The organism is Myxococcales bacterium (assembly GCA_016706225.1).
Classification (GTDB): Bacteria; Myxococcota_A; Polyangia; order Polyangiales; family Polyangiaceae; genus JADJKB01.
This window is the reverse complement of the sequence record JADJKB010000024.1, coordinates 191,982-215,446: the sequence shown is the minus strand read 5'-3', so window position 1 is coordinate 215,446 and position 23,465 is coordinate 191,982. Positions and strand designations below refer to the sequence as shown.

Below are 23,465 nucleotides of genomic sequence, written 5' to 3'. Positions count from 1 at the left end.
GGCGCTGGCGGTGGAACAATCGAGAGACCTTCCTCCGAAGAGGCCATCACGATGAATTACGCGCCGCGTTCGATATTGAGCTTGGGGTTGCTCGGAGCCTTGATCGTGACGAGCTGCACGCTTCTCACCGACGTCGATCGCGACAAGATCAAGGAGGGCAGCGCTGGCGCTGCCGGCAGCGCGAGCGGTGGCACATCAGCGACCGGTGGCGCAGGTGGCAGCGGCGGCTCCATCGGTGGTGCGGGTGGCAGCGGCGGCTCCACCGGTGGTGCTGCGGGCAGCGGCGGTGCAGCAGGCAGCGGCGGCGCGGCCGGCAGCGGCGGTGCAGCAGGCAGCGGCGGCGCGGCCGGTAGCGATGGCGGCGGCGGCGCGGCCGGCAGCGATGGCGGTGGCACCGGCGGCAGCGATGGCGGTGGCACTGGCGGCACGGGGGGCTCGACCGGTGGCACCGGCGGGTCAACTGGCGGAACCGGCGGGTCAACCGGCGGTACGGGCGGCTCGACCGGTGGCACCGGCGGTGCAACCGGCGGAACCGGTGGCTCGACTGGCGGGACTGGCGGAGCAACGGGCGGGACCGGCGGCGCAGACGCCGCCGCAGACGCCCCCGATGATTCCAGCCTGGACGGCGGCGGCGGCGACGCCGCGGACGATTCGTCGGCGGATGCCAGCAGCGATGCCTCCACGGACGCCGATCCGGACGCGGGCGACGGCGGCGACTGAGCCGGCCCAACCCCGACAACTCGGCGGTCCTCCAAGCTGCGGGCGGGGTGTGGTAGAACCCGGCCCATGGCTGGTTTGGGTCGTTATGTGGTCTCCGGGGGCGTGGCCTTGGCGCTGATTGGTTGCGCTCTCATCACCGATGTCGATCGCAGCAAGATCGAAGGTTCGACGGGAGGTGCCGCGGGCGGCGGAGGCGCGAGCACTGGCGGAGCTGGCGGCTCGGCCGGCGGTAGCGCAGGCAGCGGCGGCGCGACCGGCGGAACCGGCGGCGCGACCGGCGGAACCGGCGGTGTTGCAGGCAGCGATGGCGGCGGCGCGACCGGTGGTGTCGCGGGCAGCGATGGCGGCGGGGCGACCGGCGGCACAGGGGGCGCGACCGGTGGCACGGGTGGCTCTACCGGCGGCACGGGTGGTGCGACCGGCGGCACGGGCGGCGCGACCGGCGGCACAGGTGGTGCGACCGGCGGCACAGGCGGCGCGACCGGCGGCACAGGCGGCGCGACCGGCGGCACGGGCGGCGCGACCGGCGGCACGGGCGGCGCGACCGGCGGCACGGGTGGCGCGACCGGCGGCACGGGTGGCGCGACCGGCGGCACGGGCGGTGCAGCGGGCAGCGTCAGCGACTCCGGCACCGACTGAGGCGCACCCGCCAGAGCCCCTCGCGCTTCGGCGAGGGCAACGTTCACTTGTCGCGAAGCTTGAACTTGAGCTTGAGCTTTACCTTCGGCTCCACGCACACGCCGAGGTAGCACGGCACCTCGATGTCGTGATCTCGGATGTCGACCGTGGCCAGCGCTTGCACGTGATAGTCGCTACCGGTGCGAAGCGCCTTGTAGTGAAACTTGAGTGGCTTCTTCACACCGTGCAGCGTGAAGCTCCCGGTTGCCGAGGACTTCGCAGTCTGATCGTTCTCCGGAAGCTTGAGCTTGCTGCGCTCGATCTCGAGCGTCGCCTTCGGGAACTGGGAGCCCTCGAGGTACTTCTTCAGATGTTTGTCACGCAGGCCAATGCCGGTCTTCAGGTCGTCGACCGGGACCGTGATGGTCAGCTTTCCGTCCTGTTCCTTGGCCTTCAGATCCGACGCTTCACCGTTGATTTTCAGGCCCGCGGGGCCGTTGGCCAGAAAGCGCACCTCGGTGTCGCCGGCGTCCTCGAAGGCGGCAGACGCGGCCACCGAGACGGTGAGCGCCGCCGAGGCGGCCAGGAAAGTTCGCAGGATCTTCTTCATCGAGGCTGAGCTCCGGCACGGATGGACGCCCCGCCCGCTCTGCCCATTCAACCTGCAGCACGTGGGGCGGCTCGTCGGAGTTACTCAGGTGGTACCCAACTTCTGCCTCACTCCTCCCCGAGGCGGCGAAAAAAGACACCAACTCAGGGGCCCGAGTGACGGCGTGTGGGTTCATGCTGATCGCACATAACGCACTGCGCGACGTGGCACCCGCGTGAGCGGTAGCTCGTACGCCCGGTCGCGATCGATGCGCCAACCCTGCACGCTCGGCGGCTCGGAGCGAGCCAGGAGCAACCACGCCGCAGCGGTCGCAATACGGGTTGCTTCCTCCAGCCACTCGGCCGGCTCGAGCGTCGCTCGTGAGATGGCAACGTCGAAGCTCGCAGCGCTGAGTGCATCCGAGCGCGCGCGCTCGACGCGGACGCGCTCGAGCCCAAGCGCGCCGACTGCCGTTCGCAGGAAGGCCACGCGTTTGGCCTTCGGTTCGACCAGAGTGAACGAGGCGGAAGCAGAGAGCACCGCGAGTGGGATGCCCGGAGCGCCGGCGCCGCTGCCCACATCGACCCAGCGTTGATCGGGCTCCGGGTGTTCGGCCGCTACGACCGCCGCGTCTGCCACGAACAGATCGACCAGCGCGTCAGGCTCGCGCGCGGCGGTCAAATCGACTTTGTCGTTCCACTCGACGACTCGATCGAGGAGCGCGGCGAGCGCACGGACGCTCTCGGGCGCACGCTCTTGCCCGAGGCCCGCGAGACATCGCTCGATTTTTGGGTCCCAGCCCGAGCCGAGTCGCGTGAGCGCCATCGCGCTAGCGTGTACCGCACGCGCGACTTTTGCTACACCAGTGCCGCCCATGCCCACGCTGCCCCCGACGGCCACCCGCGACCCGGCTCCTTCACTCGAGGTCCTCGAGCATCTTGCCAGGGAACACTTCGGGCAGTCCGAACCCACCCGCATCAACCCGATGGAAGGCGGCGCTTCGACGCGGCGTTTTTTTCGTGTCGACGTCGGGTCAGGACCGAGCGCTGTGGCCATGTACGTGCCGGACGCGCGCCGCTCCGACGAGGTTGCGAAGGACGACGTCGGCGAGCGTCGTTGGCCGTTCTTGGAGATCAGAGATCTGCTGGCAGACCGAGGCGTCCGCGTCCCGGCGGTGCTGGGTGAAGCTTGCGACGCGGGTTTCATCCTGGTCGAGGACCTCGGCGACGACACCTTGGCGCGTTACCTGGAACGGAACCCCGAGGCCCGCACGGGCCTGTATCAATCGGCGGTGCTCGATCTGGCCAGGGCACAGCAACGCTTGAGCCCTCTGCCCGAAGGCTCGGTGGTGGCGTCCCGAGCGTTCGACGAGGACCTCCTCACCTGGGAGGTCGACCACTTTCGGGAGTGGGCGCTGGAAGCGCGAGGCATCTCCCTCTCCGACGAGGACCGCGCCGTGTTCTCCGAGGCAGCGCAGTTCCTGGCCAAGACCATCGCCGGCTGGTCGCGGGGTTTTGTGCACCGGGACTATCAGAGTCGCAACCTCATGGTTCGCGAGGTCGACGACCGGCCGCCTCAGCTCTACTGGATCGACTTCCAGGACGCGCTGCTCGGGCCTCGGGTGTACGACCTGGTGGCGTTGCTGAACGACAGCTACCAGACCTTCGATCGCGCCTTCGTCGACGCGCGCCTCGATGAGTACGCGGCTCATCTCGCCCTCGACGCGGCGGGGAGAGCCGCCGTGGGTCGTGAGTTCGACACGGTCACGGTTCAGCGCAAGCTGAAGGATGCGGGGCGCTTCGTCTTCATCGATCGTGTGCGCGGCAACCCCAGCTTCCTCGGCTTCGTCGATCCAACCATCGAAAAAGTGTTCGGCTCGCTCGATCGACTCACCGGAGTCCCCGAGCTCGAGCGTCTGAGCTCGCTCTTGCACCGGCTCTTGTGACGTTCATCGCGTGCCCGGGGGCGGCGGAGAGTCGGGCCACACGCCCAGCCACTCGTTCGACAAGTCCGAGTCGCAGAATTCGATCCAGCTCCGTCGACTGACACCGGCTCGCTGTGCAACGTCACACACGGCATGCAACGCCGGAGTGCCGGGCGCGAGAGCGAGATCGATGTACACGTAGCGCAGGCCCAGCCCGTTGCCGACCACCGCGCCGAGCTTTTGCGTCGAGAGCTGCTGTGCCAATTCGTCTTCGAGCCGGACCCGTTCGTTCACGCGTTGCTCGAACGGCGTTCCGTGGGTGTCGATCTTCAGGTAGGCAATCGAGAGGCCACCCCGCACGAAACGCAGCGAGGAAAACGGCGCACCCTCCAGGAAACAGCGGGCCATCTCGGGCAGAGCGCTGCCGGCGAGGGCAATGTCATCCTGTGCCCGGTAGTCGGCGGCTGCCTCCGGCTCGGCCTCGAACAGCACCCATCCGTCACGGGACGCGCAGAGTTTGGTCAGATCCGGCAGCTCGCCACTGAGGCCCTCGACCGCTGCCGCGACTGCCAGCGGAAGCTCGGCCAGGGAGAAGGACGGTCCGCCGTCACGCTGCAACACCTTGAGCAGCCCGCCGCGCGGCAAGGGTTCGACGTCGACCCGCCCGATCCAGTCGTCGAGCACCCGCTCCCCCAACAAGAGCTCGAGCGCGCGCTCCGCGGCAAACGACGCCGCATCGTCCTTCGTGCCACCGAAACCCGCGCCGTAGACCACGACCTCGAGCAGATGCCCACGGGAAAACCCTGCGCGGGCCTGTGCGTTGTCGAGCTCGTAGCCGTGTCTTCGGACCACCTCCCGCATCTGCCCGAAGCTCTCCGCCGGCCGATGGCTGGCAAATCGGATCCCCTCACCTTCGTTGGCACGCGCCACGACTGCGGCAGCCAGCGGTCGCAAGCCGCGCTCGCCGCGCGGGGTCATGACCAGCAGCGGGCCTTGCGGACGATCGGTGAGGGTCACGGCGTGCAAGTCTGGGTGCAAGCTCGCGGCGAGCTCGGCGACAGCGCGTCCACCCGCGCTGCTGTCGCCGCCCGCACAGGCAGCTCGCATTTCGGCGATGACCGAGTCCGCGCGCGCAAAGAACGCCTCGCGTTCCGCGCGCTCACGCGCGTCGGCACCCGAGTGGAGGAAGCGCATCCCTTCGGCCATGTCCGTGCCGCCGCCCTGCGTCAAGACCGGTCGAGAGCACGGGGGAGTGCGCGGAGTTCGCGCGCGATGTCTCGGACTTAGCCAGGCCTCAAAGATCTACGGAGTACACGAAGCTGTTCTTGGGAAAGCGCAGCACGCGCTCGGCGATGGCGGACTGCGGGACCGACGCGCCGTCGACGTGGCGCTTGGCCAGGGCCTCCGCGCCCGCCTTGTCGTTCCGAGCCTTGATCTGAGCCACTTGTCGCATCAGCTTCTCACACGCCGCCGGGAACTTGTCGAAGTGCAGCTTGAATGCCCCGCCGTCCTTGCCGTTGGCAGCGGTCGCCGACGAGTCCCACTCCACCGCGCCGTCTTCGATCAGCGCACCAAGCTGGATCGCAGCCAGCTGACTGTAAGGTTTCCTGGTGCCGTCCTCGTTGCGCATGCCCTGAGCGACGTGGCCGAACGCCCACACGACGCTGTCCAGGTAGGACTGCCGTCGCAGCTCCTCGGTGATGACACCCTTCTTGACCAGGAGATCGAGGAAATACAGCGCGCCGGTCTGAGCCTTCAGCTCCTCGAGCATCGACGCGAGCCCACCACCAAAGGCCGCGCTATCGGTCTTCTTCTGGAACTTGTACTCGTGCGACGGGCCCAGATTGTGGGTTGCCTCATGCAAGATGGTCCCCAAGAGACCCGGCGTCGCGTCGTCTCGCAGCAGCGCCGCAGCGTCTTTGTCGATCAGCGACTCGGCCTGTGCACGTCGCTGCCGGAGCGAGTCGGCGTCGGTGTAGAGGTTGCTCATCGCCACGGTGCGCCCGCGGCTCTCGTTCGCGACCTTGCCCCAGTTCGGCAGTGACTGCCCGATGGTCGCCCCGAACGCCTGACGGCTGTCGCCCGCGTTGAAGATGATGTCGATGAAGTCCGGCAACTTGAAGCTGACTTTTCGCTCGCGATACGGCCAGGTCACCAGCTTGGCGAGGGCCGCCTCCATCTCTTGCTGGTGCGGGATCAACTTGGTCTGCCACGCGAGCGAGTCCTTGTTGATGCGGGCGAAGCTGACGTGAAACCCGGCCTTCTGGCTGCAGGGCTCCCAGTAGACCTCGTCGGGGCCAATGCGCAGATAGAACTTCGAGCTCTGGGCGCTCATCCTCGACCAGGCCTCGTCGGCGGCCTCCCAGTCGTTGGTGCGAAACGCCTGGGCTGCAGCCCGGAGATAGTCTGCGAAGGCGCGCTCATCCGGTCCGAGGGCTGCTGCTGCTGCGTCCAGGTGGCCGGCGGCCATCTGCATACCTTGCGCATACGCGTCGGAGTACTTGACCGGCGCGAGCTGACCCGCTTGTTCCCGCACGACCACGAACGGAGAGAGCAGGGTCTTGGCGTCCTTGCGCTTCTCGAGCGCTTCGCAGAACTTCGGGTCGTCCTGCAAGCTGGCAGGATAGACGTCGACCTTACGCTTCGGCGCGCCGGGGATGGCGGAGCAAGCGGGGTTCTTCTCGGTCTTCGGCGCCTCGCAGCGAGGCCCCCAGTTGCGCCGAAAGAGGCTCTTGCTCGCTGCTTGATCGGCCGGAACCTTGTCGCGGAGGGTGTTCATGCCGACCTGCTGCGCGAACAGCCGCTCCACCTCCAACGAGGCAGCGAGGATCGACTTGACCGCTGCGCGATCACCCGGAGTAAAACCTCGCAGATCGGTGTAGACCAGGGTCGGGCGTCCCTGGTCCAGCTCCTCGAGCACGAGCGCCCGGCGCGCCGCCTCTTCGGGGCCCACGTCGGAGGGTGGCGCGTGCAGTGACGCAAGCATGCCAGAGTACGCAAGATCGAGCTCCGAGCTCAGCTTCCCGCCTCGCACCCACTCCGATGAGCTCGGGTAGAACAGGAGAGAACGCACCTCGTCCGGGTCGACGCTGCGGTTGCCGTTGGTGTCGGCGGCCCAGTAGACCGGGAGGTTCATGCGCACCGCGAGCTGGTTGAAGGTGCCTCGCTCGAGCGCATCGAAAGTGTGCAGCGCGGGCGGCGCGGGTGGTGTCGCGGCCACCGGCAGCGGAAGCGGCGCGGGCGGCGGCGGGGTGTCCCGCGGGGCGCAGGCGACGCCGGAGAAAATCAGCAAAAATGCGGGAAGAAGCGACCTCGACATGACGCGCGCCTATACGATCATTCCGAGCTGCCTGATAGCCAGCGCGCCTCGAAGCCGCACGTCCTGCGACCTCACTGCGGGCCGCGGGCCGAAGCGCGCAAACCCTTCGCGAATTTCCCGCTGCGACCCACTCCTGACCCCGCAAGAACGCGGGAATTTCGCCTGTCCCCGGTCGGAACGAAGTTGTGCACGAGATGTGCTTTCAGGGGTCGTCTCGCCCAAGAGGAGCCACGACCCGATGAAACCATCTTCCCCTCACGCCCTCCGGAACATCGCCCTCTTGGGACAGGCCGGCTGCGGCAAGACCACCCTGCTCGAGCGCCTGTTGCTCGAGGCCAAGGTCATCAAATCGATGGGCACGATCGCCCGCGGTGACACCGTCAGTGACTTCGACCCGCTGGAGAAGTCGCTGGGCCATTCACTGAACGTGAGCATCGCTCACCTCGAGTGGGCCGACCACTTCGTGAACCTGCTCGACACCCCCGGCACCCCGGACTTCTTGGGCCGAGCGTTCGAAGCCCTCGAAGCCGTGGAGACCGCGGCGATCGTGATCAATGCGGAAGCGGGGGTTGGTGCGGTCACGCGCAGGGCGATGCGGGCATCCGAGGGGCTGTGCCGGATGTTGATCGTCAACAAGATGGACGCGGCCGGAAACTTCGAAGCGCTAATGGGGGAGCTCGTCGAAACGTTCGGCAAGGTGTGCCTGCCACTGAACCTCCCGTCCGCAGACGGCCACAGTGTCATTGACTGCTTTTTCGCGCCGGACACCGACAAGAAGACGGCCTTCTCCAGCGTGGCAGTGGCGCACGAGGCCATCGTCGATCAGGTCGTTGCGCTCGACGACGCGCTGATGGAGCTGTACCTCGGCCAGGGCGAGGAGCTCGCGCCCGAGCAGCTGCACGACGCCTTCGAAGCCGCGCTGCGACAAGGAGCGCTGATCCCGGTCTGTTTCGTGTCGGCCGAGAGCGGCGCCGGTACCCGCGAGCTGCTCGACGTGCTCGCGCGTCTGATGCCGGACCCGACCGAGGGCAACCCGCCGAAGTTCATGAAGGGCGAGGGCGCGAGCGCGACTCGCGTGGAAGTGGTGGCCGACCCGGAGCGACACGTGGTGGCTCACGTGTTCGAGATCATCAACGACCCGTTCCGCGGCAAGCTCTCGATTTTCCGCGTCTACCAGGGGACGGTGGAGCAAAATAGCCAGCTCTACATCGGCGATTCGCGCAAACCATTCAAGGTGTCTCACCTCTTGCGCCTGCAGGGCAAAGAGCAGCTCGAGATCGAGCGCGCCATCCCGGGTGACATCTGTGCCGTCGCGCGTGTCGACACCATCCACCGGGACGCCGTGCTTCACGACTCCCACGACGAGGACGAGTTCCACCTGGTACCTCCACCGTTCCCACAACCGGTGTTCGGGCTCGCGCTGTTGCCAGAGCGGCACGGCGACGAGCAGAAGCTCTCGGACGCGCTGCATCGTTTGCTCGACGAGGACCCGTCACTTTCGGTCGAGCACAACGCCGAGTCCAATGAGACCATCATCCGAGGCCTCGGGGAGCTGCATCTGCGCACCGTCGTGGAACAGCTTCGCACTCGTTACAACGTGCAAGTCAGCACACGCCTGCCCGCAATTCCGTACCGTGAGACCATTGCCGGGCGGTCCGAGTCGCGCTACCGCCACAGAAAACAGACGGGCGGCGCCGGGCAATTCGGCGAGGTCGCGATCCGGGTCGAACCCCTGGAGCGCGGCGCGGGCTTCGAGTTCGTCGACGAGATCAAGGGCGGAGTGATCCCGGGCCAGTTCATCCCCGCGGTGGAGAAGGGCGTGCGCCAGGCCATGGCCGAGGGCGCGGTGGCCGGGTTCCCCATTTCCGACGTGCGCGTCGCGCTGTTCGACGGCAAGACCCACGCGGTGGACTCGAAGGAGGTCGCGTTCATCACTGCGGGGCGCTACGCGATGCTGGAGTGTGTCATGCAGGCAGCGCCCGTGGTGCTCGAGCCGCTGCTCGAGGTCCAGGTCCGCGCGCAGGCCGCGCTGGTCGGGGACCTGAGCGGCGATTTTTCGCACCGCCGCGGCCGCATCACCGGCAACCAGTCGCTGCCGCTCGGTCGCGTGGAGTTGACCGCCATCGTGCCCATGGCCGAAATGGCCGACTTCGAGGGTCGCCTCAAGTCCATGACGGGGGGTGATGGCAGCTACGCGGTTGCACTCAGCCACTACGAACAGGTGCCCGACACGATTCAACAACGACTCGCCGACGAGTACAAGAAGCGCCGCGCCGAGGGCCACTGACGTTCACCCACGGCGCCCCCCAAGAGGAGAGAAACATGTACGTAGAACCGCACGACCTGGCACACGAGTTTCCCGATCACGTACAACTGATCACCGAGCTCCGCGAGCGTGACGCGAAGTTTCGACAGCTGTTCGAAGAATACTCGCGCTGCAATTCGGAGGTCGTGAAGGCTGAGGAAGCCGACGTCCCGATGTCGGACTTCGCGTTCGAGGAGTTGAAGAAGAAGCGTTTGTCGATCAAGGACGAGATCTACGCGCTCCTCCGGGCTCACGCCGGCAAGCTCTGAAGCCCGCACCCTGGCGGGGGGTGCCGGCGACGGCGCCGGCCGGCGGGCGGCGGGAGAGCCCAGAATTCCTGCTGGCCCCCAGCAACCCAGAATTGAGCGCTTTCGTTTCGACCGATTCGTGTAATGTCGCGCCCCTTCAGGGAGGCGCGCGATGCATCCGGCACAGCTTGGTGGCAACATTGGTCCGTTCAACGATCCGACCTCGGGGCAGTCCGTCGGAGGGACCGCTCAAGGAACGTTCAGCTTCGCCGCCCCCGGTGACCCGAACGCCTACCTGCCGCAGGTCCAGGCGGCGCTGCTCGCGGCCATCACCTCGGTGATCGGGCAGAAACTCGCGTCGAACCAGGTCGCGATCCCGACCATCGCGGGCAGCCTTCCGTACTTCGTCAACGACATCATCGCCGCGGCCTCGGCGCAGCTACCCGGCGTGCAGATCGCTGATCTGCAGCTCAGCGTGAACGTCCAGAACCCGTATGCCGCCGGGCCGGGCATGGGCGCACCAATGCCTCCGGATCCGATGACGGCGATGCAGAACGCCTTCGCCCAGCGCGCCCAAGAGAAGCTGGATCCACGCAACTACGAGTACGCGGCCAAGATCAACGTCGGCGGGTTCAAGATCAAGGCCAGCACCGACGGTGGCATCGACACCGACGGCCTGAAGAATCAGGTCAAGGACAAGGTCAAGACCGAGATCATCTGGTACGGCATCGGTTGCGTCATCGTTGGCATCGTCATCGTCGGTCTGCTCGGGCTCGCCTTCTACATCTTCCGTACGGCCACCGGGGGCAATGCACCCACCGGTGCCGGCAAGGCCGCAACCTGGGATGGCAAGAGCAAGTTCTCGTGTTCGGGCAACGACAACGTCAAGCTCGAGGGCGTGACCGCGACGATTGCCAGCGGCGAAGCCATCAGCGCCATCGGCAACTGCAAGCTCGAGCTGTCGAACGTGAACATCACCGCGCCGGACGGCATTTCGGCGATGTCCAACGCAAAGATCACGATGAAGGGCGGCAGCGTCACCGCCAAGAACACGGCCGCTCAGGCCATGGGCAGCGCGCAGATCACCTTCCAGGGCACCAAGGTCACGGGCAAGAAGTCGGCCCTCGGCGCGAACGCCAAGATCATCGGGCCCTGAACTTCAGACGCGCTCGGCCGCGGGCTTCGATGTTCTCACGGCGATGAAGTAGAGAAGCGCCGCCACTCCCAAGAACGGGATCATGCTCAGCACGTCCGCGTAGGGGCCTTCGAACAGCGGGTTGTTGTGCTTCGCCCACTCGTCGATGCGCGTCTGTACGTCGCCCATGACACCGGCAACGAACGCGATCACGATGCCCGCGATCGCACCACCGGCGATGTAACCGCTGGACAGGAGCACGCCAGGACTCTTGTCCGTCTCGGCCGTCAGCTGCTCCTCCGTCAGGTTCTTTCCGGCAAAACGCTTCTGGATCTGGCGATCTGCCAGGTAGCGCACCAGCCCTCCCGCGAGGATTGGTGTCGACGAGGAGATGGGCAGGTACACGCCCACCGCGAATGCCAGTGACGGAATGCCGGAGAGCTCCAGCGCCAGCGAGATCATGACGCCGATGAGCACCAGGCCCCAGGGCAGCTCGCGGTTCAGGATCCCTTTGATGATGTACGACATCAGCGTCGCCTTGGGCGCGTCGAACTTGGTCACCTTGCTGCCGTCGGGCCGCACGTTGTGAGTGCCGTTGATGCCCGGATCGACCAGGTAGACCGCGCGACCCGCGTCGTTCACGAGGTACTTCCCCGAAGGACCGCCCTCCGCGCTCGTCTTCTGCCAGATGCGATAGTTTGCGGAGTCCGATTTGGCCTGCGGCCCGCTGAGCTGCTCGCGACGATCTAGAGCGCTGGGATCGGTGCTGAGCCCGGCCGGAAAGGTCTCCTCGACCTTGTACGTCACTTGCTTCGACGCCGCGTCGACCACGTAGCTGCCCGCGGCGAGCCCCGGCACACGCGGCCCTACCGCGGCGCCGCCCTCCTCCTGCTGCTGCAATTTGCGGAAGCTCTTGCCCGTCTCCGGCGCCTCTCCGCCCCACACCGGCAGTGCCGCGAGCACCTCGTCCGCAACGACGACGGGTGTGACCTTCTCGAAGGTCGCCTGAGGCACATAGACGGTGGCGGCGTCGTTCAACCGCAGCAAGATCGGCCCGAGCGCCAGCGCCGAGGCCAACGCGCCGACGAGGATGGCGTACTGCTGATACTTCGGCGTCGAACCCACCAGAAATCCGGTCTTGAGATCTTGCGACGTCGTGCCGCCGTTGGACGCAGCAATACAGACGATGGCGCCGACGCTGAGGGCGGTCACGTAGTAGGGAGGCGCAGTCCAACCGAGCAGCAGGAACACACCGCACGTGAGCAGCAGTGTTGCCACCGTCATGCCGGAGATGGGGTTGGAAGAAGAGCCGATCTCACCCGTCAGCCGCGAGCTGACCGTCACGAACAGAAAGCCCAGCACGACGATCAACACCGCACCGAGCACGTTCATCTGGAGCGACGGCGCCAGGGTGATGGCGGTGACCAGCACAACGACGCCGATCAGCACGGTCTTCATCGGAAGATCCTGATCGGTCCGCAGTCGCTCACCGACGGCCTGCTTCGAGCCGCGCAGGTCACTCAGTCCACCCTTGATGCCCTGCCAGATCGTCGGAATCGAGCGCAGCAGGCTGACGATTCCGCCCGCGGCCACGGCGCCCGCGCCGATGTAGAGCACGTAGGCGCCGCGGATCTGGTGCGGGCTCATGTCTCGGATCGGGATCGTTCCGGGCGGCAGCGCAGACGTCATGCCCTCACCGAAGAACTTGATCGCCGGGATCAGCACCAGGTAAGCGAGCACGCCGCCAGCGCACATGATGGCCGAGATGCGCGGGCCAATGATGTAGCCGACACCCAAGAGCTCCGGGGAGATCTCCGCCGACACACTGCCGGCCTTGAGCGTCGAGGTGAAGACCTTCTCCGGCACGTCTTTCCACGCACGGAACGCCACCATCGCGGCCTTGTAAGCGAGCCCGATGCCGAACCCGGCGAAGATGGTCTTGCCGCCGCCCGTCTCCACCGGATCTGCGGGCGCGCCTTCGGAGTGCGCCGCCGCACGGGACTCGTCGCTCGCGCCTGCCTTGAGCACCTCGGCGCAGGCCGTGCCCTCCGGGTACTTGAGGGAGCCGTGCTGCTCCACGATCAGCGCGCGCCGCAGTGGGATCATCATCAAGATCCCGAGCAAGCCGCCCAGCACCGCGACCAGCGTGACCCGCGTCACCTCGAGATCGAACCCGAGGATCATGATTGCCGGCATGGTCACACCGACGCCGAACGCGATGGACTCGCCGGCCGAGCCCGCGGTCTGCACCACGTTGTTCTCGAGGATGGTGGCGTTCCGCACCCCGAACTTCGAGAGCAGGCGGAACAAGGTGATCGAGATCACGGCGACCGGGATCGAAGCGCTTACGGTGAGCCCGACCTTCAACACCAGGTAGAGGGAGGAAGCGCCGAACACCATGCCGAGCAGCGTGCCGACGATGAGCGGCAGCGGGGTCAGCTCCGGGAGCTTGGCCTTCGCCGGAATGTACGGTTCGTGCGGCTCGTGTCCACCCTCGCTCATGGCGCCGAAACTTAGCGGGGCCCGGCCGGCGTGGCTACGGTGGAGACGAGTTTCAGGGAGACGCGAGCACTTCGACCCGCACCGCCACGACCCCGGCCCGCAACATGTCGAGCTCCCGAGCCGCGGCCTTCGACACGTCGATGATCCGCTTTTCGTTGCCGAAGGGCCCACGGTCGGTGATGCGCACGACCACACTCCGCCCGGTATCGAGCCGGGTCACGCGGACCATGGTGCCGAAGGCCAGCTTGCGGTGCGCTGCGGTGAGGGCATTGGGATCGTAGCGCTCGCCGCTCGCGGTCTTACGCCCGGCGAGTGCGTCCGAATAATAGGTGGCCTGCCCATCGAAGGCTGCGACGGGCGGCGGCAGGCCGGGATCGCCCGGCTGCGGGGCCTGCGCGTTCGGCTCTGCGCGCCGCTCGGGCACCGGCGCGTTGACGGGCCGCGGCTCGTGCGCACAGGCGAGGAGCGAGAGCGTGGAGAGAAGCAGGATGCGTCGCATGCGTCCTCGCGTCCTACGGCAGGAGTCTCGGTGCACCAAGTCGAACCGTGAGTTTTAGCCAAGCTCCACGCTCGCGCGGGGCGCAAGAGCCGCGAAGCCACCTCCCAACAGGAGCTCCTTTGAACACCGACGTGCTATCCGTTGCTCACACCGCATGAGCTCTGCTGTCTCCAGACGTTGGACCTGGCTGTCAGTCATGTGTACGGCATGCGCTGCAACCGCTCGGGCTCCCGAGCCCGCTGCCAGAGCAGAGTCACCCGAGCCGTCGATCGGGATTTCCCCGCCGCCCGCATCGGAGCTCCGCGTGGCGCCGGTCGCCGGGGATGTGGGTGCCGCCGAGGGTGGAGGCGACGCTGATGCGGGCGGAGATGCGCCGCCCGCCTGGGCGGCCAAGCCTCCTTTAGCCTGGCTCCAAGATCCCTTCGGCGATCTTCCGCCGGCCGCGAAGCAGAAGAAGACCGTCGAGGTCATCTTCGAGGTCGCCAAAGTGTATCGTCCGACGGCGTGTTCGTCACCACCGTCTGCCCGGGAGCCGTGGCCACACCCATGCTCGACGTGCAGCTGCCCCGCAGCGAAGCCGCGCTCACCTTCAGCGGCGCTCGGGCACTGACCGCGGAAGAGGTGTCCACCGTGATCTTGGAGCGGGCGCTCACCGGCCGACCGCTCGAGCTTTTGATCCCAGCACCGGGGTCCGGGCAGCGCATGTTCTCGAAGCTGGTTGGGGCCTTCCCCACCCTCGGCTCGAAGATGCTGCCCTGGATGACTCGCCTCGGCCGGCGGCATCAGCGGCGAATGCAGCGCACCGGCAGTTGATTCGCGTCGCACGCCCCGGCAGCGCGACCCGCATGCGTCTGCAACGCGAGCGCGCAGCGGCGACCGCGTCAACTCGGCGCGCGGCTTGGGAACCGGAAGCGGTGGGTCACCGGCACTGACTCGAGCAAGTCCATCGCTTGCGTCTTGTAGCCGAACGTCCAGAGATTGATCACCAGCGGGTACCCGCTCGAGCCGCTCTCTTGACTCACGATGCCAACGTGGTCGGGACCAGGCCGGCTGGGAAACGTATCGAGGAAGACGACATCCCCAGGCCGGATCGGGTCGTTTACGTCGGCGAGCTCTCGCGAGTGCGGGACCCAATGCCGCTTGAAGTAGGTGATCGCGTTCTTCACTCGCCGGTGATCGATGCTCGGATCGGGGTGCTTCACTCCGTAGAGCTCCGGCACTGCGCGCTCGTCGGAGATCACGCCGGCCTGTAGATCGACGCCGGCGTTGCGCACCGCCCGCACGATCACGTCCACACAGGCCCCGCGGGAGCGAGGCGGATCGCCGTTCGGGTACTTCAACGAGAAATAGCCGTCGTCGTACTCCGCGCCATCCAGCACGGTCTTGTGGGCGCCTATCAGCACGTCGAGCGGGTCAGGGATGCCGTCGCCGTCGAAATCCCCCGGCGGCGCCGCCTCCGAGGAACCCAACCGGCGCAGGCCGAGCTCGGCGCCCACGAGCTCGGCGCGATCACCGGCTCGCATTGCGAGAGAGAACTTTCCAACCGTCAGCTCGGCCTCACCGCCCAGCGGGTAGACCTTGTACGGCCACGCATCGACGTAGACCACGAGCAGCTGGTGGCGTTCGTCGACAATGGCGCTGAGCACCTTGCCGGCTGGCGGGGCGGGCAACTGCACCCGAGCGTCCAGGTCGGGAAACACACCGCGATCCTCGACGCCCAGCGCGGGCTCGGGAGCTGCGGAGCGTATTGCCGCCGTTCTAGCGCTGGGAGCGTTCGCCGCCTTGGAGCCCGTCTGACTCATCCGGGCGGGCGCCGCGGGACGCGAGAACGCCGGTGCCTTGCCGGCGGGCGGTTCACCACCCCGCGCACAGCCAACGCAGACCGAAACCGCGAAGAGCATCAGCCCCCGCGTTCGACCGTTCACGGCTTGGCCCAGGGACGACTGGTGCGGATGTCGTCGACGCTCTGCAGTCTGCCGCTGCCTGCCACGACGTAGTTCGTCGTGACCACGCTGACCTCACCTCCGCGGTGCCGGAGCACCTCACACTCGGCGGACCACGACGAGCTCTCTGGAGGGCGAGGTTTGCGCTTGGTCTTGCTCGGCTTCCTCAACGGGCGAATGACGGCCTTCATGCTGACGCTGCAGGTGTCGATGATTGTCCACTGATCGGGGTACTGCTGGTACGACTCATCCAGCATCTTGCCAATTTCCGTGAGCGTCCGCGGCTCGCCATCGATCGTGGCGCCATCGGTGACCAACCCCAGGAACACCGCGCTGCGACGCGCGTTCAATGCAGCCTCGATCTTCTCGAGCTGCCTCGAGGTCGCCACGACGAAGTTCTTGTTGGGGTTGCTGCTCTCGATCGCGACCGAGCGTTCGCAGCACATTCCGTGGCGATCCGGCGCGCTGCTGGTTCCGCCAGCGACCGCGCGAATCGTACACGCACCGCCCCCTCGAACCACGAAGCCGTGAGACTGGGCGGTCAGCGTCCACGAGGGCTCCCGCGCGAGCTCGGGGTTTTCGGCGCAGACGCGCGCCCACTGCTGCTCCGTGCAGAGCGCGAGGCCAGCGTCCGCGCATTTCGTCTGCGCTTCGAGCACGCCGAGGCCGACATCGTCGGGCAACGACTGGGCGCGGAACTCCTCCACCCAGATGTTACCGCCCGGCACCATTCCCGCGGGCACGACCTTGGCGAGCGGCGCAGGCCGCGGCGCCTGCACCGTTGCCGAGGCGGAGGCCGAAGAAGCTGCGGGCAGTGCCGAGGGAGCCGCGCTGGCAGACTCGGGCGGCGCGCTCACCGCGGCCGTCCGCGCTGGCAGCGGAGCGACTTGGCGAGCGGAGAACAGGTAGGCAGCGCCGCCGATCAGCCCGCCCATGCCAAGGCTGACCGCGGCGACCGCGCCGACCAGCTTGCCACGCCCGCGCGGAGCTCCCTCGAGTGGCAGGCTCGCGCTGCCGATCGGCAGCTGTCTGCTCGACGACAACTGAGTCGACGCCTCGGGAGGCTTTGCACCGTCGAGAGGCGGATCGACGGTCGTGGGGGTCTCCAATCGTGGTGCCTGCGAGACGAGTGCGTCGACCTCGGCAGCCGACGGCGTCTGGGTGGAATAGGCTTCCAGTGGCAACACCGCGTGGACCGACGACATGGGCGCGCGAGGAGCCCACTCTGCGGCCTCGCTCAAAGCGTCCCAGAACTCCCCCATCGTGTGGTACCGCTGACGCGGGTCGACCGAGAGCGCGACCTTGATCACCTCCTCGACGGCGTCGCTGACCTCGACACCGCGCGCCCGGAGCGTCGGTCGGTGCTCACTGTCGGCGGCAGATACGAACAACTCCGCCGCGTCGTCCCCGTCGAGGGCACGCCTGCCTGCGACCAGCTCGATCAGCACCAGCGCGAGCGCGAACACGTCGGTCCAAGGTCCGGTCGCGCCGAAGCGGCGGGCAAACTGCTCCGGCGCACCGTAGTGGGCCGTGAAAGCCTGGAGCGTGCGCCCGGTGACCTCGAACGCGCGACTGACGCTGGCGGTGTCCGTGATCACCTTGGCGATGCCGAAATCGAGCACCTTGATCGTCTGCCGCCCGCCGATCTCGGCCAGGAACAGGTTTGCCGGTTTCACATCCCGGTGGGCAACGCCCTGCTCGTGAGCCAGAGCAAGCGCCCGCGCGACTGGATCGAGCAGCGCGAGGGCTTCGTTCAGCGGCCGCCCGTTCAGGCCAAGCCGATGCCGCTCGTCCATGTCCGTCTCGAGGGTGTGGCCATCGAGCCACTCGAGCACCAGATACGGAGTCCACGTGCCGTTCGGTGACGTGGCGGCGCCAACGTCGAGTGCCTGCACGATGCCGGCGGTCATGCGCGAGAGGCGATGTTGCAGCTTCCCCTCGTGGAGAAAGCTCTCGAAGAACCGGTCCTTGTCTTCGCCCTGAAAGTCCTCGGGGACCCGCAGGCATTTGAACGCAACCTTCTCGCCGAAGCCGAGGTGGTTCGCGCGGTAGACCACGCCAAAACCGCCCTCGCCAACACACTCCTCGATCACGTACTTCGCGTCGGCGGTCGCACCCACCCACCCGAACGGATCACCTGGGGTGCCGGCCATGAGGCCGACAGCATAGCGCCGAAACTCCCCCGGGCCCCGAGGAAATACTCAAATCATCCCCCGCGTTTTTGCCCGTGATGAAAAAGGGCGAAGTGCCATGCGCGGTCCGCGCCGCGGCACACTCGCCCCGCCCAGCATGAAGAGCAAGCAGACGCGCCCGCGGTGACCCGCAAACGGCGCCAACAGCTCGAGCATGCGTGCGTCGTCCGCCTGCGTTTCGCCCAGCAAGTTGTAGGCGACCAGGCGCGGCAAGTTGTAGTCGCCAACCGAGACGGCATCGGCGTCGCCGAGGGCGACCCGCGCGACTTCTGCGCTGGTCCATGCGCCGATCCCACGAATGGCCTGCAGGCGTTGGTGTGCGAGCGCGAGGGGCATGTCCGGTAGCTCGGCCAGGCGGCGCTGCCGTTTGGCTGCGTTCACGAGTGTGTCGGCGCGCTTGCCTTCGATGCCGATGCTGCGGAACTGAAACGACGGCAAGCGGGCAACAACGGCTGGATCCGGAGGCAACGCCAGCGGGCGCGGACCGGGCGCCGGCTCAGCGAGCAACGAGAGCAATGCGGCGTATCCCAACCATGCCTCGCGTCCCGCGACCTTCTGCTCGAGCACCGGCAACACGAGACACTGAAACACGTGGCGCGCTCGCGGGATGCGCAAACCCGGCAGGCGTCGAGATAGCTCCCGCACGACTCCGCTCGGAGCAAACCCCTCCAGCGTGTCGCGCGCGCCGACCAAATCAGGAGCGCCCTCGAGCGCGACGTCCGCGCCGGGGCCCCAAGCCTCGGCCAAGACGGCGTTGCCATCGAGCGACAGGCGCAGAGTCGCCGGCCCCTCGGCGGTGCGCAGTGTCCGCCACCAGACGTTCCGGGCCTCGCGCTGCGTGCAAGGGTCCTTCCGACTGCGCACGAACGCGCCGAACGTCAGGTCGAGGTCCACCGGCAGCGGGGATCGGAAGCGGTGAGAGCCGGGCACGCCGCACCAGCATAGCGCGCGGCTAGATCACCGGCCGGTTCGCGGCTGCACGAGCGAGCTCGCAGGGACCGTGCGGCGCTGGCGTGGGCGCTGAATGCGGGCGTGCCGTGCTACGCTTCGCGTGCGCCATGGAGCTGACGGAGACGGAGTGGGCCGGATCTTGGAGCTCGCCCGGCGGTGCGTACCGCGACTGACTCGGCCACCTTGTTACGGACGTAAGGAGCTCCTGCGTATGCACAAAGCTGCGGTTTGCATGGCGCTGTTTGCGACCCTCTTCGGTTGTGGCCCGAAGCGAGAGGCCGAGGCACAGCCGCCCACCTCCGGCGCAACCCCTTCGACGGTGATCGCCGTACCCTCGCCCGAACCCGAGGCACAAACCGCCGAGGCCACCGCCCCAGCTCGCGGACCGTCGCCGGGGACGACGCGCTCTGGGCTGCGCATCGAGGACCTGCGAGTCGGCGACGGCGCCGAAGCAACGACGCCCTCACGGGTGAGCCTGCACTACGTGGGCACACTCGAGGATGGTTCCGTCTTCGACTCGAGCCGCGCACGAGGCACCCCCTTCGAGGTCGAGCTCGGCAGAGGCTACATGATCCGTGGCTTCGAAGAGGGGGTGCCCGGCATGCGCGTCGGCGGCGTGCGACGCCTCAAGATTCCGCCCGAGCTCGGCTACGGAGAGCGCGGAGTCGGCGCAAAGATCCCGCCCGGCGCAACGCTGATTTTCGAGATCGAGCTGCTCGAGGTCAAGTGAGCGCCCTGCCCCGCTGGCGCGCAGCCGACGCTGCTCAGATCTTCGAGCTCACGACCGCCAAGATCTCTTGCTCTTTGGCGATGGCCTGGCGCTCCAGCTCGGCGGCCGTTGCCTGGAGCCGCTGCACGAACGCTTTGTCCTTCAGCGCGGCGCAGTTGATGCGCACGTTGAGGTGCGCGCCGAGCACCGCCGAGCGGGCGCACAGCGCTCCCACACCGGCGTCCGACACCGAGCTCGGATTCCCTTGCTCGGCCATGGCAAAAATCACGTCCATCGACGCGAGCGCACGCTTCATCACCTCGAGCGGGACCTCCGCCGCGTAACGCGTGGCGGCCTGAATCGCCTGCGTGCGCTCCGCCTTCTCGGCGTCGGTGCCCTTCGGCAGACCAAAGGCCGCCATCACCAGGTTGAACGAGCGTGTGTCTTCGTCGACCAGACGTAGGAGTTCGACGTGGTGCGCCTTGCCTTGCTCCGCCCAGTCGGAGAACTCCTTCCAGCGAGCGTCCCAGCCGCGCTTGTGGGACGAGAGATTGGCCACCATCGTCGCCAGCGCAGCGCCGAGCGCACCCAGGGCCGCGGCCACCGAGCCACCGCCGGGAGCGGCGGACTCGGATGCGGTCTCCTCGACGAACCCCGTGAGCGTGAGGTCCACCAGCTTCTTCTCCGCCTTCGCCGACTTCGCCCGGATGGCATACTCGACGATCTTCTCTTCGGGTTTGAACGGGTAGAGATCATTCAGCCCCAGGGACTTCACCGCGATCTTGATCAGCTCGCTGTCCGCGACACCGGTCGAGCGCTGTTGTTTTTCCAGAAAGTAGCGCCCAGCGTCCAGCATCGCGCCGAGCGGGATCAACCCCACCAGCTCCGAGCCGGTGACCCGCACGCCGCGGTCCTGCGCCGCGCGAGAGCACTCGTCGAACGCCACGTGCACTGGTGTGACGCTGATGTCCGTCAGGTTCACCGAGACCTGTGCGATTCCGTACTCCGCGATGTACCAGCCGATGCCCTTCACACACTTCAGGCTGCCTGGCACCCAGACCGCGTTGCCCTCGGCGTCTTTCACCACCTCGGAGTTCGCATCGAGCTTCTGTCGCCCCTTCTCCCGAACGTCGAAGGCAATTGCGTTGGCTCGACGAGTCGAGGTCGTGTTCAGGTTCACGTTGTAGGCGATCAAGAACTCCCGCGCGCCAACCGCCGTTGCGCCGCTCTTGGGGTTGAAGGTCGCGGGACCGAAGTCGGGCTTCCCCTCGGGTTGTTTCAACCGATCTTTGAGGCCCTCGTACTCACCCTCGCGCACACTGGCCAGGTTCTTCCGCTCTGGCCGCAGCGCCGCGTGTTCGTAACAGAAGACCGAGATGCCCAGCTCGTCGCCGATGCGCCGTGCGAGCCGGCGGGCGAGCTCGACCGTCTCTTGCATGCTGATGTTGGCAACTGGCACCAGCGGGCAGACGTCCGTCGCGCCAAAGCGCGGGTGTTCCCCCTGGTGCTGGCTCATGTCGATGAGCTCTGCGGCCTTCTTCACGGCGCGTACCGCCGCCTCGAGCACGGGTTCGGGCGCGCCCACGAACGTCACGACCGTGCGGTTGGTGGCCTTGCCTGGGTCGACGTCGAGCAAGAGCACGCCCTCGACCCCGGCGATCTCGCGGGTGATCTGCTCTATCACCGCCGGGTCCCGGCCCTCACTGAAGTTGGGAACACACTCGATCAGAGCATCGCTCATCGCGACGCCGCTCATACACCAGCAGTCGTGGCGGGGGTAGAGCAGCGCCACCGCGCCCGGAGCTCACGCTTTGTTCGGAGGCGGCGGTGACGACTCGGCGTCGATGCGGAAGAAGCGCCGGATCTTGTCGACCAGGGCGGTCTTTTCGGCGGCCGCGCGGCGGGCGGCTGCGTCGGCGCTCAGGTTCTCGCGCACACGAACCAGCTCGGTCTGTCGATCAGCCAGCACCCCCGCGACCTCGTCGGCGATCTCTGGCCGGCGATTCAAGAGCTCCTGGAACGCACCCTTGTCCAGCCGCCAACACTGGACGGGGCTAGTGGCGAGAACGGTCGCCGATCGCGGTTCACCGGTGAGCAGTGAGCGCTCGCCGAAGAAGTCGCCAGTCGCCAGGCGTGCGACCTCTTTCTCGCCCTCGCCCTCGATGCGCACTCGTACGCTGCAGTTGCCGCTGGCGATGATGTAGAGCCAGTGGGCCTCCGCACCCTGACGGGTCATGGTTTCACCAGCAGCAAAAGGGGCGTAGCGCAGCGCACCAGCGATGGCCTTCCGCTCCTCGGCCGAGAGCGGGGAGAACATGGCGATCTGCCCCAGCATGGCCACGCGACGCTCTTGCTCGGCCAGCGATTTTTCCTCACGCCGCTCGGAGGTCTCCTCCGTGAGGAAGATGGCGTGGGCGGGGATCGAGAGCGGCAAATCCGCGCGCTTGAGCGCGAAGTACAAGCGTACTCGTACTGCGCTGTCGGTCGGGTCGTCCGCCGCCAGATCCGTCAGCCAGTACCGGACCGCGTAACGCCCATAACTCTCGTGGAAGTCCATCAAGACGCAGTTGGGCGCCGGCTCTCTGGCAACGTTGTCGATCTGAGTCGACCGCAGTGCGTCGGTCACGGTCGAGATCACGTCCGAGGGTGGAAACCGGAAATCGACGTTGAACCAGATCCAGCGCCGCCACTGGACCGGCTGCGCCGTCCGGCGTCCGAGCACGATCACCTGACCTTTGACGAGCTGCGAATTGGGGAAAATGACGGTCTCCCAGTTGCGCGTCTCGATGGCGGTGTAGCGCCAGCGGATTTCCACCACCCGGCCCACGACGTCGCCGACCTTGACCCAGTCACCGAGGTGAACGCTGTCGTCCGTCTGCAGTGCCAAACCGCTCAAGATGTTGCCCAGCGTGTCTTGGAGCGACAGACCGATGACCGCGGTCAGGACGGCGCTGGTCGCGATCAGACCCGAAAGGTTGATCCCCGAGCGAGACGCGACCGTGAAGACGCCGACGATGGCCGCGGCGCCGACCAGGATGTCTTGCAAAATGCGCGGGACGACCAGCTTGACCCGCGGCAGAACGGTGCCGAACAGAACCACACCCGCGGAGGTCACACCGGCCAGCGTGCCGAAGATGAGCAGCGGCAGCCGGCTCTCGACGTAGCCGGGGGAGCCGATGCCACGGCCACGAAAGAACCCAGCCACCGGCAGGAGCAGCAGATGCAGTGCAAACAGGATCACCGGCGCCAGACGCGGGCGTGCGCCATCCTGTTGCGCTTTCTTGCCGAGCATCGCCCCAGCGACCACCAACACGAACAGCCAGAGTGTTCCCGCACTCGCTGCTTCCGCGAGGGTTGCGTTGATGAAGCTCATGCCGGGGGCCGAGCATAGCTCAGAAGACCGGGTGTGGAGCCTCAATACCAGGCGGTGTCGAGCCAGACCTCGGCCCGAGGATCCAGGATGCCCTTGCCGTTTCGCTCGTCGAGCCAACCGAGGATCACGTTGGACCCCACCTCGACCCCGTTCAGCTCACTGGTGCCGGCGATGAACCGTGCGTGTTTGATCACTGTCGGAGCAGCCGTCGTGAGGTCGTAGTTGACCGGCGCCACGTAGAGCTCGATCTTCCCGGTCTGCAGGCTCACGGAGTACGAGCGGTGGTCCAACCAGGCGAGCACACCGAAGCCTCCGGGAGTCGTTACGAAGAACGGCTCGCCACGATCATTCGGCGCGTCGACCATCTTCACACCGACGCCGCGTGAAGAGCGGAGGAACAGAGCGAGAGAGTTCACTGGCAGGCCGACGGGCAGAAAA

20 protein-coding genes are annotated in these 23,465 nt (G+C 67.1%); 8 read left to right on the top strand and 12 right to left on the bottom strand.

All coding sequences use genetic code 11. From position 1 onward, the window contains the following. Positions 1-51: 51 nt before the first annotated feature. Positions 52-720, top strand: coding sequence for a hypothetical protein (locus IPI67_36790; GenBank protein MBK7585733.1), 669 nt, complete (start codon positions 52-54; stop codon positions 718-720). A 66-nt stretch (positions 721-786) separates the two neighbouring features. Then, positions 787-1,359 (top strand): hypothetical protein, encoded by a 573-nt coding sequence (locus IPI67_36785; GenBank protein ID MBK7585732.1) that lies wholly within the window; start codon positions 787-789, stop codon positions 1,357-1,359. 43 nt (positions 1,360-1,402) lie between these two features. Here the strand turns inward: IPI67_36785 and IPI67_36780 are convergent, their stop codons facing one another. Together IPI67_36780 and IPI67_36775 are read right to left on the bottom strand one after the other, a co-directional pair. Next, positions 1,403-1,948, bottom strand: coding sequence for a YceI family protein (locus IPI67_36780; protein ID MBK7585731.1), 546 nt, complete (start codon positions 1,946-1,948; stop codon positions 1,403-1,405). Positions 1,949-2,119: 171 nt separating this feature from the next. Continuing rightward, positions 2,120-2,752 (bottom strand): class I SAM-dependent methyltransferase, encoded by a 633-nt coding sequence (locus tag IPI67_36775; GenBank protein ID MBK7585730.1) that lies wholly within the window; start codon positions 2,750-2,752, stop codon positions 2,120-2,122. Between the two features lie 49 nt (positions 2,753-2,801). Between IPI67_36775 and IPI67_36770 the strand changes: the two genes are divergently transcribed. Beyond that, positions 2,802-3,872, top strand: coding sequence for a phosphotransferase (locus IPI67_36770; GenBank protein ID MBK7585729.1), 1,071 nt, complete (start codon positions 2,802-2,804; stop codon positions 3,870-3,872). Between the two features lie 3 nt (positions 3,873-3,875). Here the strand turns inward: IPI67_36770 and IPI67_36765 are convergent, their stop codons facing one another. Then, positions 3,876-5,045 (bottom strand): hypothetical protein, encoded by a 1,170-nt coding sequence (locus tag IPI67_36765; protein ID MBK7585728.1) that lies wholly within the window; start codon positions 5,043-5,045, stop codon positions 3,876-3,878. A gap of 100 nt (positions 5,046-5,145) precedes the next feature. Beyond that, positions 5,146-7,170: a hypothetical protein gene (locus tag IPI67_36760; protein MBK7585727.1), complete on the bottom strand. Its 2,025-nt coding sequence runs from the start codon at positions 7,168-7,170 to the stop codon at positions 5,146-5,148. Between the two features lie 238 nt (positions 7,171-7,408). Here IPI67_36760 and IPI67_36755 point away from each other — a divergent pair, with 238 nt between their 5' ends. The 3 genes from IPI67_36755 to IPI67_36745 all read left to right on the top strand — a co-directional run bounded on the left by IPI67_36755 (position 7,409) and on the right by IPI67_36745 (position 10,879). Continuing rightward, positions 7,409-9,457: an elongation factor G gene (locus tag IPI67_36755; protein ID MBK7585726.1), complete on the top strand. Its 2,049-nt coding sequence runs from the start codon at positions 7,409-7,411 to the stop codon at positions 9,455-9,457. Between the two features lie 35 nt (positions 9,458-9,492). Next, positions 9,493-9,744, top strand: coding sequence for a DUF465 domain-containing protein (locus tag IPI67_36750; GenBank protein MBK7585725.1), 252 nt, complete (start codon positions 9,493-9,495; stop codon positions 9,742-9,744). Positions 9,745-9,895: 151 nt separating this feature from the next. Then, positions 9,896-10,879, top strand: coding sequence for a hypothetical protein (locus IPI67_36745; protein ID MBK7585724.1), 984 nt, complete (start codon positions 9,896-9,898; stop codon positions 10,877-10,879). A 3-nt stretch (positions 10,880-10,882) separates the two neighbouring features. On the opposite strand, the gene IPI67_36740 is transcribed toward IPI67_36745, so the two are convergent. Next, positions 10,883-13,360, bottom strand: a complete 2,478-nt coding sequence (locus IPI67_36740) for an oligopeptide transporter, OPT family (GenBank protein MBK7585723.1) — start codon at positions 13,358-13,360, stop codon at positions 10,883-10,885. 52 nt (positions 13,361-13,412) lie between these two features. Further along, positions 13,413-13,859, bottom strand: a complete 447-nt coding sequence (locus IPI67_36735; protein ID MBK7585722.1) for a septal ring lytic transglycosylase RlpA family protein — start codon at positions 13,857-13,859, stop codon at positions 13,413-13,415. A 504-nt stretch (positions 13,860-14,363) separates the two neighbouring features. Between IPI67_36735 and IPI67_36730 the strand changes: the two genes are divergently transcribed. Beyond that, entirely contained in the window at positions 14,364-14,672 is a 309-nt protein-coding gene (locus IPI67_36730; GenBank protein ID MBK7585721.1) for a hypothetical protein, read from the top strand. Between the two features lie 68 nt (positions 14,673-14,740). Here IPI67_36730 and IPI67_36725 read toward each other — a convergent pair whose 3' ends face one another. From IPI67_36725 to IPI67_36715, 3 genes are read right to left on the bottom strand one after another with little or no spacing between them, the layout of a single operon-like run. After that, complete coding sequence (locus IPI67_36725) at positions 14,741-15,784, bottom strand: DUF1287 domain-containing protein (protein MBK7585720.1); 1,044 nt, start codon at positions 15,782-15,784, stop codon at positions 14,741-14,743. Further along, complete coding sequence (locus IPI67_36720; GenBank protein ID MBK7585719.1) at positions 15,781-17,955, bottom strand: serine/threonine protein kinase; 2,175 nt, start codon at positions 17,953-17,955, stop codon at positions 15,781-15,783. Before IPI67_36720 ends, IPI67_36725 begins: the two co-directional genes overlap by 4 nt. Before the next feature lie 48 nt (positions 17,956-18,003). Continuing rightward, a complete protein-coding gene (locus tag IPI67_36715; GenBank protein MBK7585718.1) occupies positions 18,004-18,924 on the bottom strand; it encodes a DNA-3-methyladenine glycosylase 2 family protein in 921 nt (306 codons plus the stop codon). Positions 18,925-19,156: 232 nt separating this feature from the next. Between IPI67_36715 and IPI67_36710 the strand changes: the two genes are divergently transcribed. Continuing rightward, positions 19,157-19,675, top strand: a complete 519-nt coding sequence (locus IPI67_36710; GenBank protein ID MBK7585717.1) for an FKBP-type peptidyl-prolyl cis-trans isomerase — start codon at positions 19,157-19,159, stop codon at positions 19,673-19,675. Positions 19,676-19,709: 34 nt separating this feature from the next. Here the strand turns inward: IPI67_36710 and ftcD are convergent, their stop codons facing one another. The 3 genes from ftcD to IPI67_36695 form a co-directional block, all read right to left on the bottom strand. Next, entirely contained in the window at positions 19,710-21,395 is a 1,686-nt protein-coding gene (ftcD, locus tag IPI67_36705) for a glutamate formimidoyltransferase (protein MBK7585716.1), read from the bottom strand. Positions 21,396-21,458: 63 nt separating this feature from the next. Next, positions 21,459-23,027: a mechanosensitive ion channel gene (locus tag IPI67_36700; protein MBK7585715.1), complete on the bottom strand. Its 1,569-nt coding sequence runs from the start codon at positions 23,025-23,027 to the stop codon at positions 21,459-21,461. Between the two features lie 41 nt (positions 23,028-23,068). Further along, positions 23,069-23,443, bottom strand: a complete 375-nt coding sequence (locus IPI67_36695; GenBank protein MBK7585714.1) for a hypothetical protein — start codon at positions 23,441-23,443, stop codon at positions 23,069-23,071. Between the last annotated feature and the right edge of the window lie 22 nt (positions 23,444-23,465).

Coding starts and splice junctions, on each gene's coding strand:
- IPI67_36790 (MBK7585733.1), top strand. CDS start 52: ATGAATTACGCGCCGCGTTCGATATTGAGCTTGGGGTTGCTCGGAGCC.
- IPI67_36785 (MBK7585732.1), top strand. CDS start 787: ATGGCTGGTTTGGGTCGTTATGTGGTCTCCGGGGGCGTGGCCTTGGCG.
- IPI67_36780 (MBK7585731.1), bottom strand. CDS start 1,948: ATGAAGAAGATCCTGCGAACTTTCCTGGCCGCCTCGGCGGCGCTCACC.
- IPI67_36775 (MBK7585730.1), bottom strand. CDS start 2,752: ATGGCGCTCACGCGACTCGGCTCGGGCTGGGACCCAAAAATCGAGCGA.
- IPI67_36770 (MBK7585729.1), top strand. CDS start 2,802: ATGCCCACGCTGCCCCCGACGGCCACCCGCGACCCGGCTCCTTCACTC.
- IPI67_36765 (MBK7585728.1), bottom strand. CDS start 5,045: ATGCGCTTCCTCCACTCGGGTGCCGACGCGCGTGAGCGCGCGGAACGC.
- IPI67_36760 (MBK7585727.1), bottom strand. CDS start 7,170: ATGTCGAGGTCGCTTCTTCCCGCATTTTTGCTGATTTTCTCCGGCGTC.
- IPI67_36755 (MBK7585726.1), top strand. CDS start 7,409: ATGAAACCATCTTCCCCTCACGCCCTCCGGAACATCGCCCTCTTGGGA.
- IPI67_36750 (MBK7585725.1), top strand. CDS start 9,493: ATGTACGTAGAACCGCACGACCTGGCACACGAGTTTCCCGATCACGTA.
- IPI67_36745 (MBK7585724.1), top strand. CDS start 9,896: ATGCATCCGGCACAGCTTGGTGGCAACATTGGTCCGTTCAACGATCCG.
- IPI67_36740 (MBK7585723.1), bottom strand. CDS start 13,360: ATGAGCGAGGGTGGACACGAGCCGCACGAACCGTACATTCCGGCGAAG.
- IPI67_36735 (MBK7585722.1), bottom strand. CDS start 13,859: ATGCGACGCATCCTGCTTCTCTCCACGCTCTCGCTCCTCGCCTGTGCG.
- IPI67_36720 (MBK7585719.1), bottom strand. CDS start 17,955: ATGGCCGGCACCCCAGGTGATCCGTTCGGGTGGGTGGGTGCGACCGCC.
- IPI67_36710 (MBK7585717.1), top strand. CDS start 19,157: ATGCACAAAGCTGCGGTTTGCATGGCGCTGTTTGCGACCCTCTTCGGT.
- ftcD (MBK7585716.1), bottom strand. CDS start 21,395: ATGAGCGATGCTCTGATCGAGTGTGTTCCCAACTTCAGTGAGGGCCGG.
- IPI67_36700 (MBK7585715.1), bottom strand. CDS start 23,027: ATGAGCTTCATCAACGCAACCCTCGCGGAAGCAGCGAGTGCGGGAACA.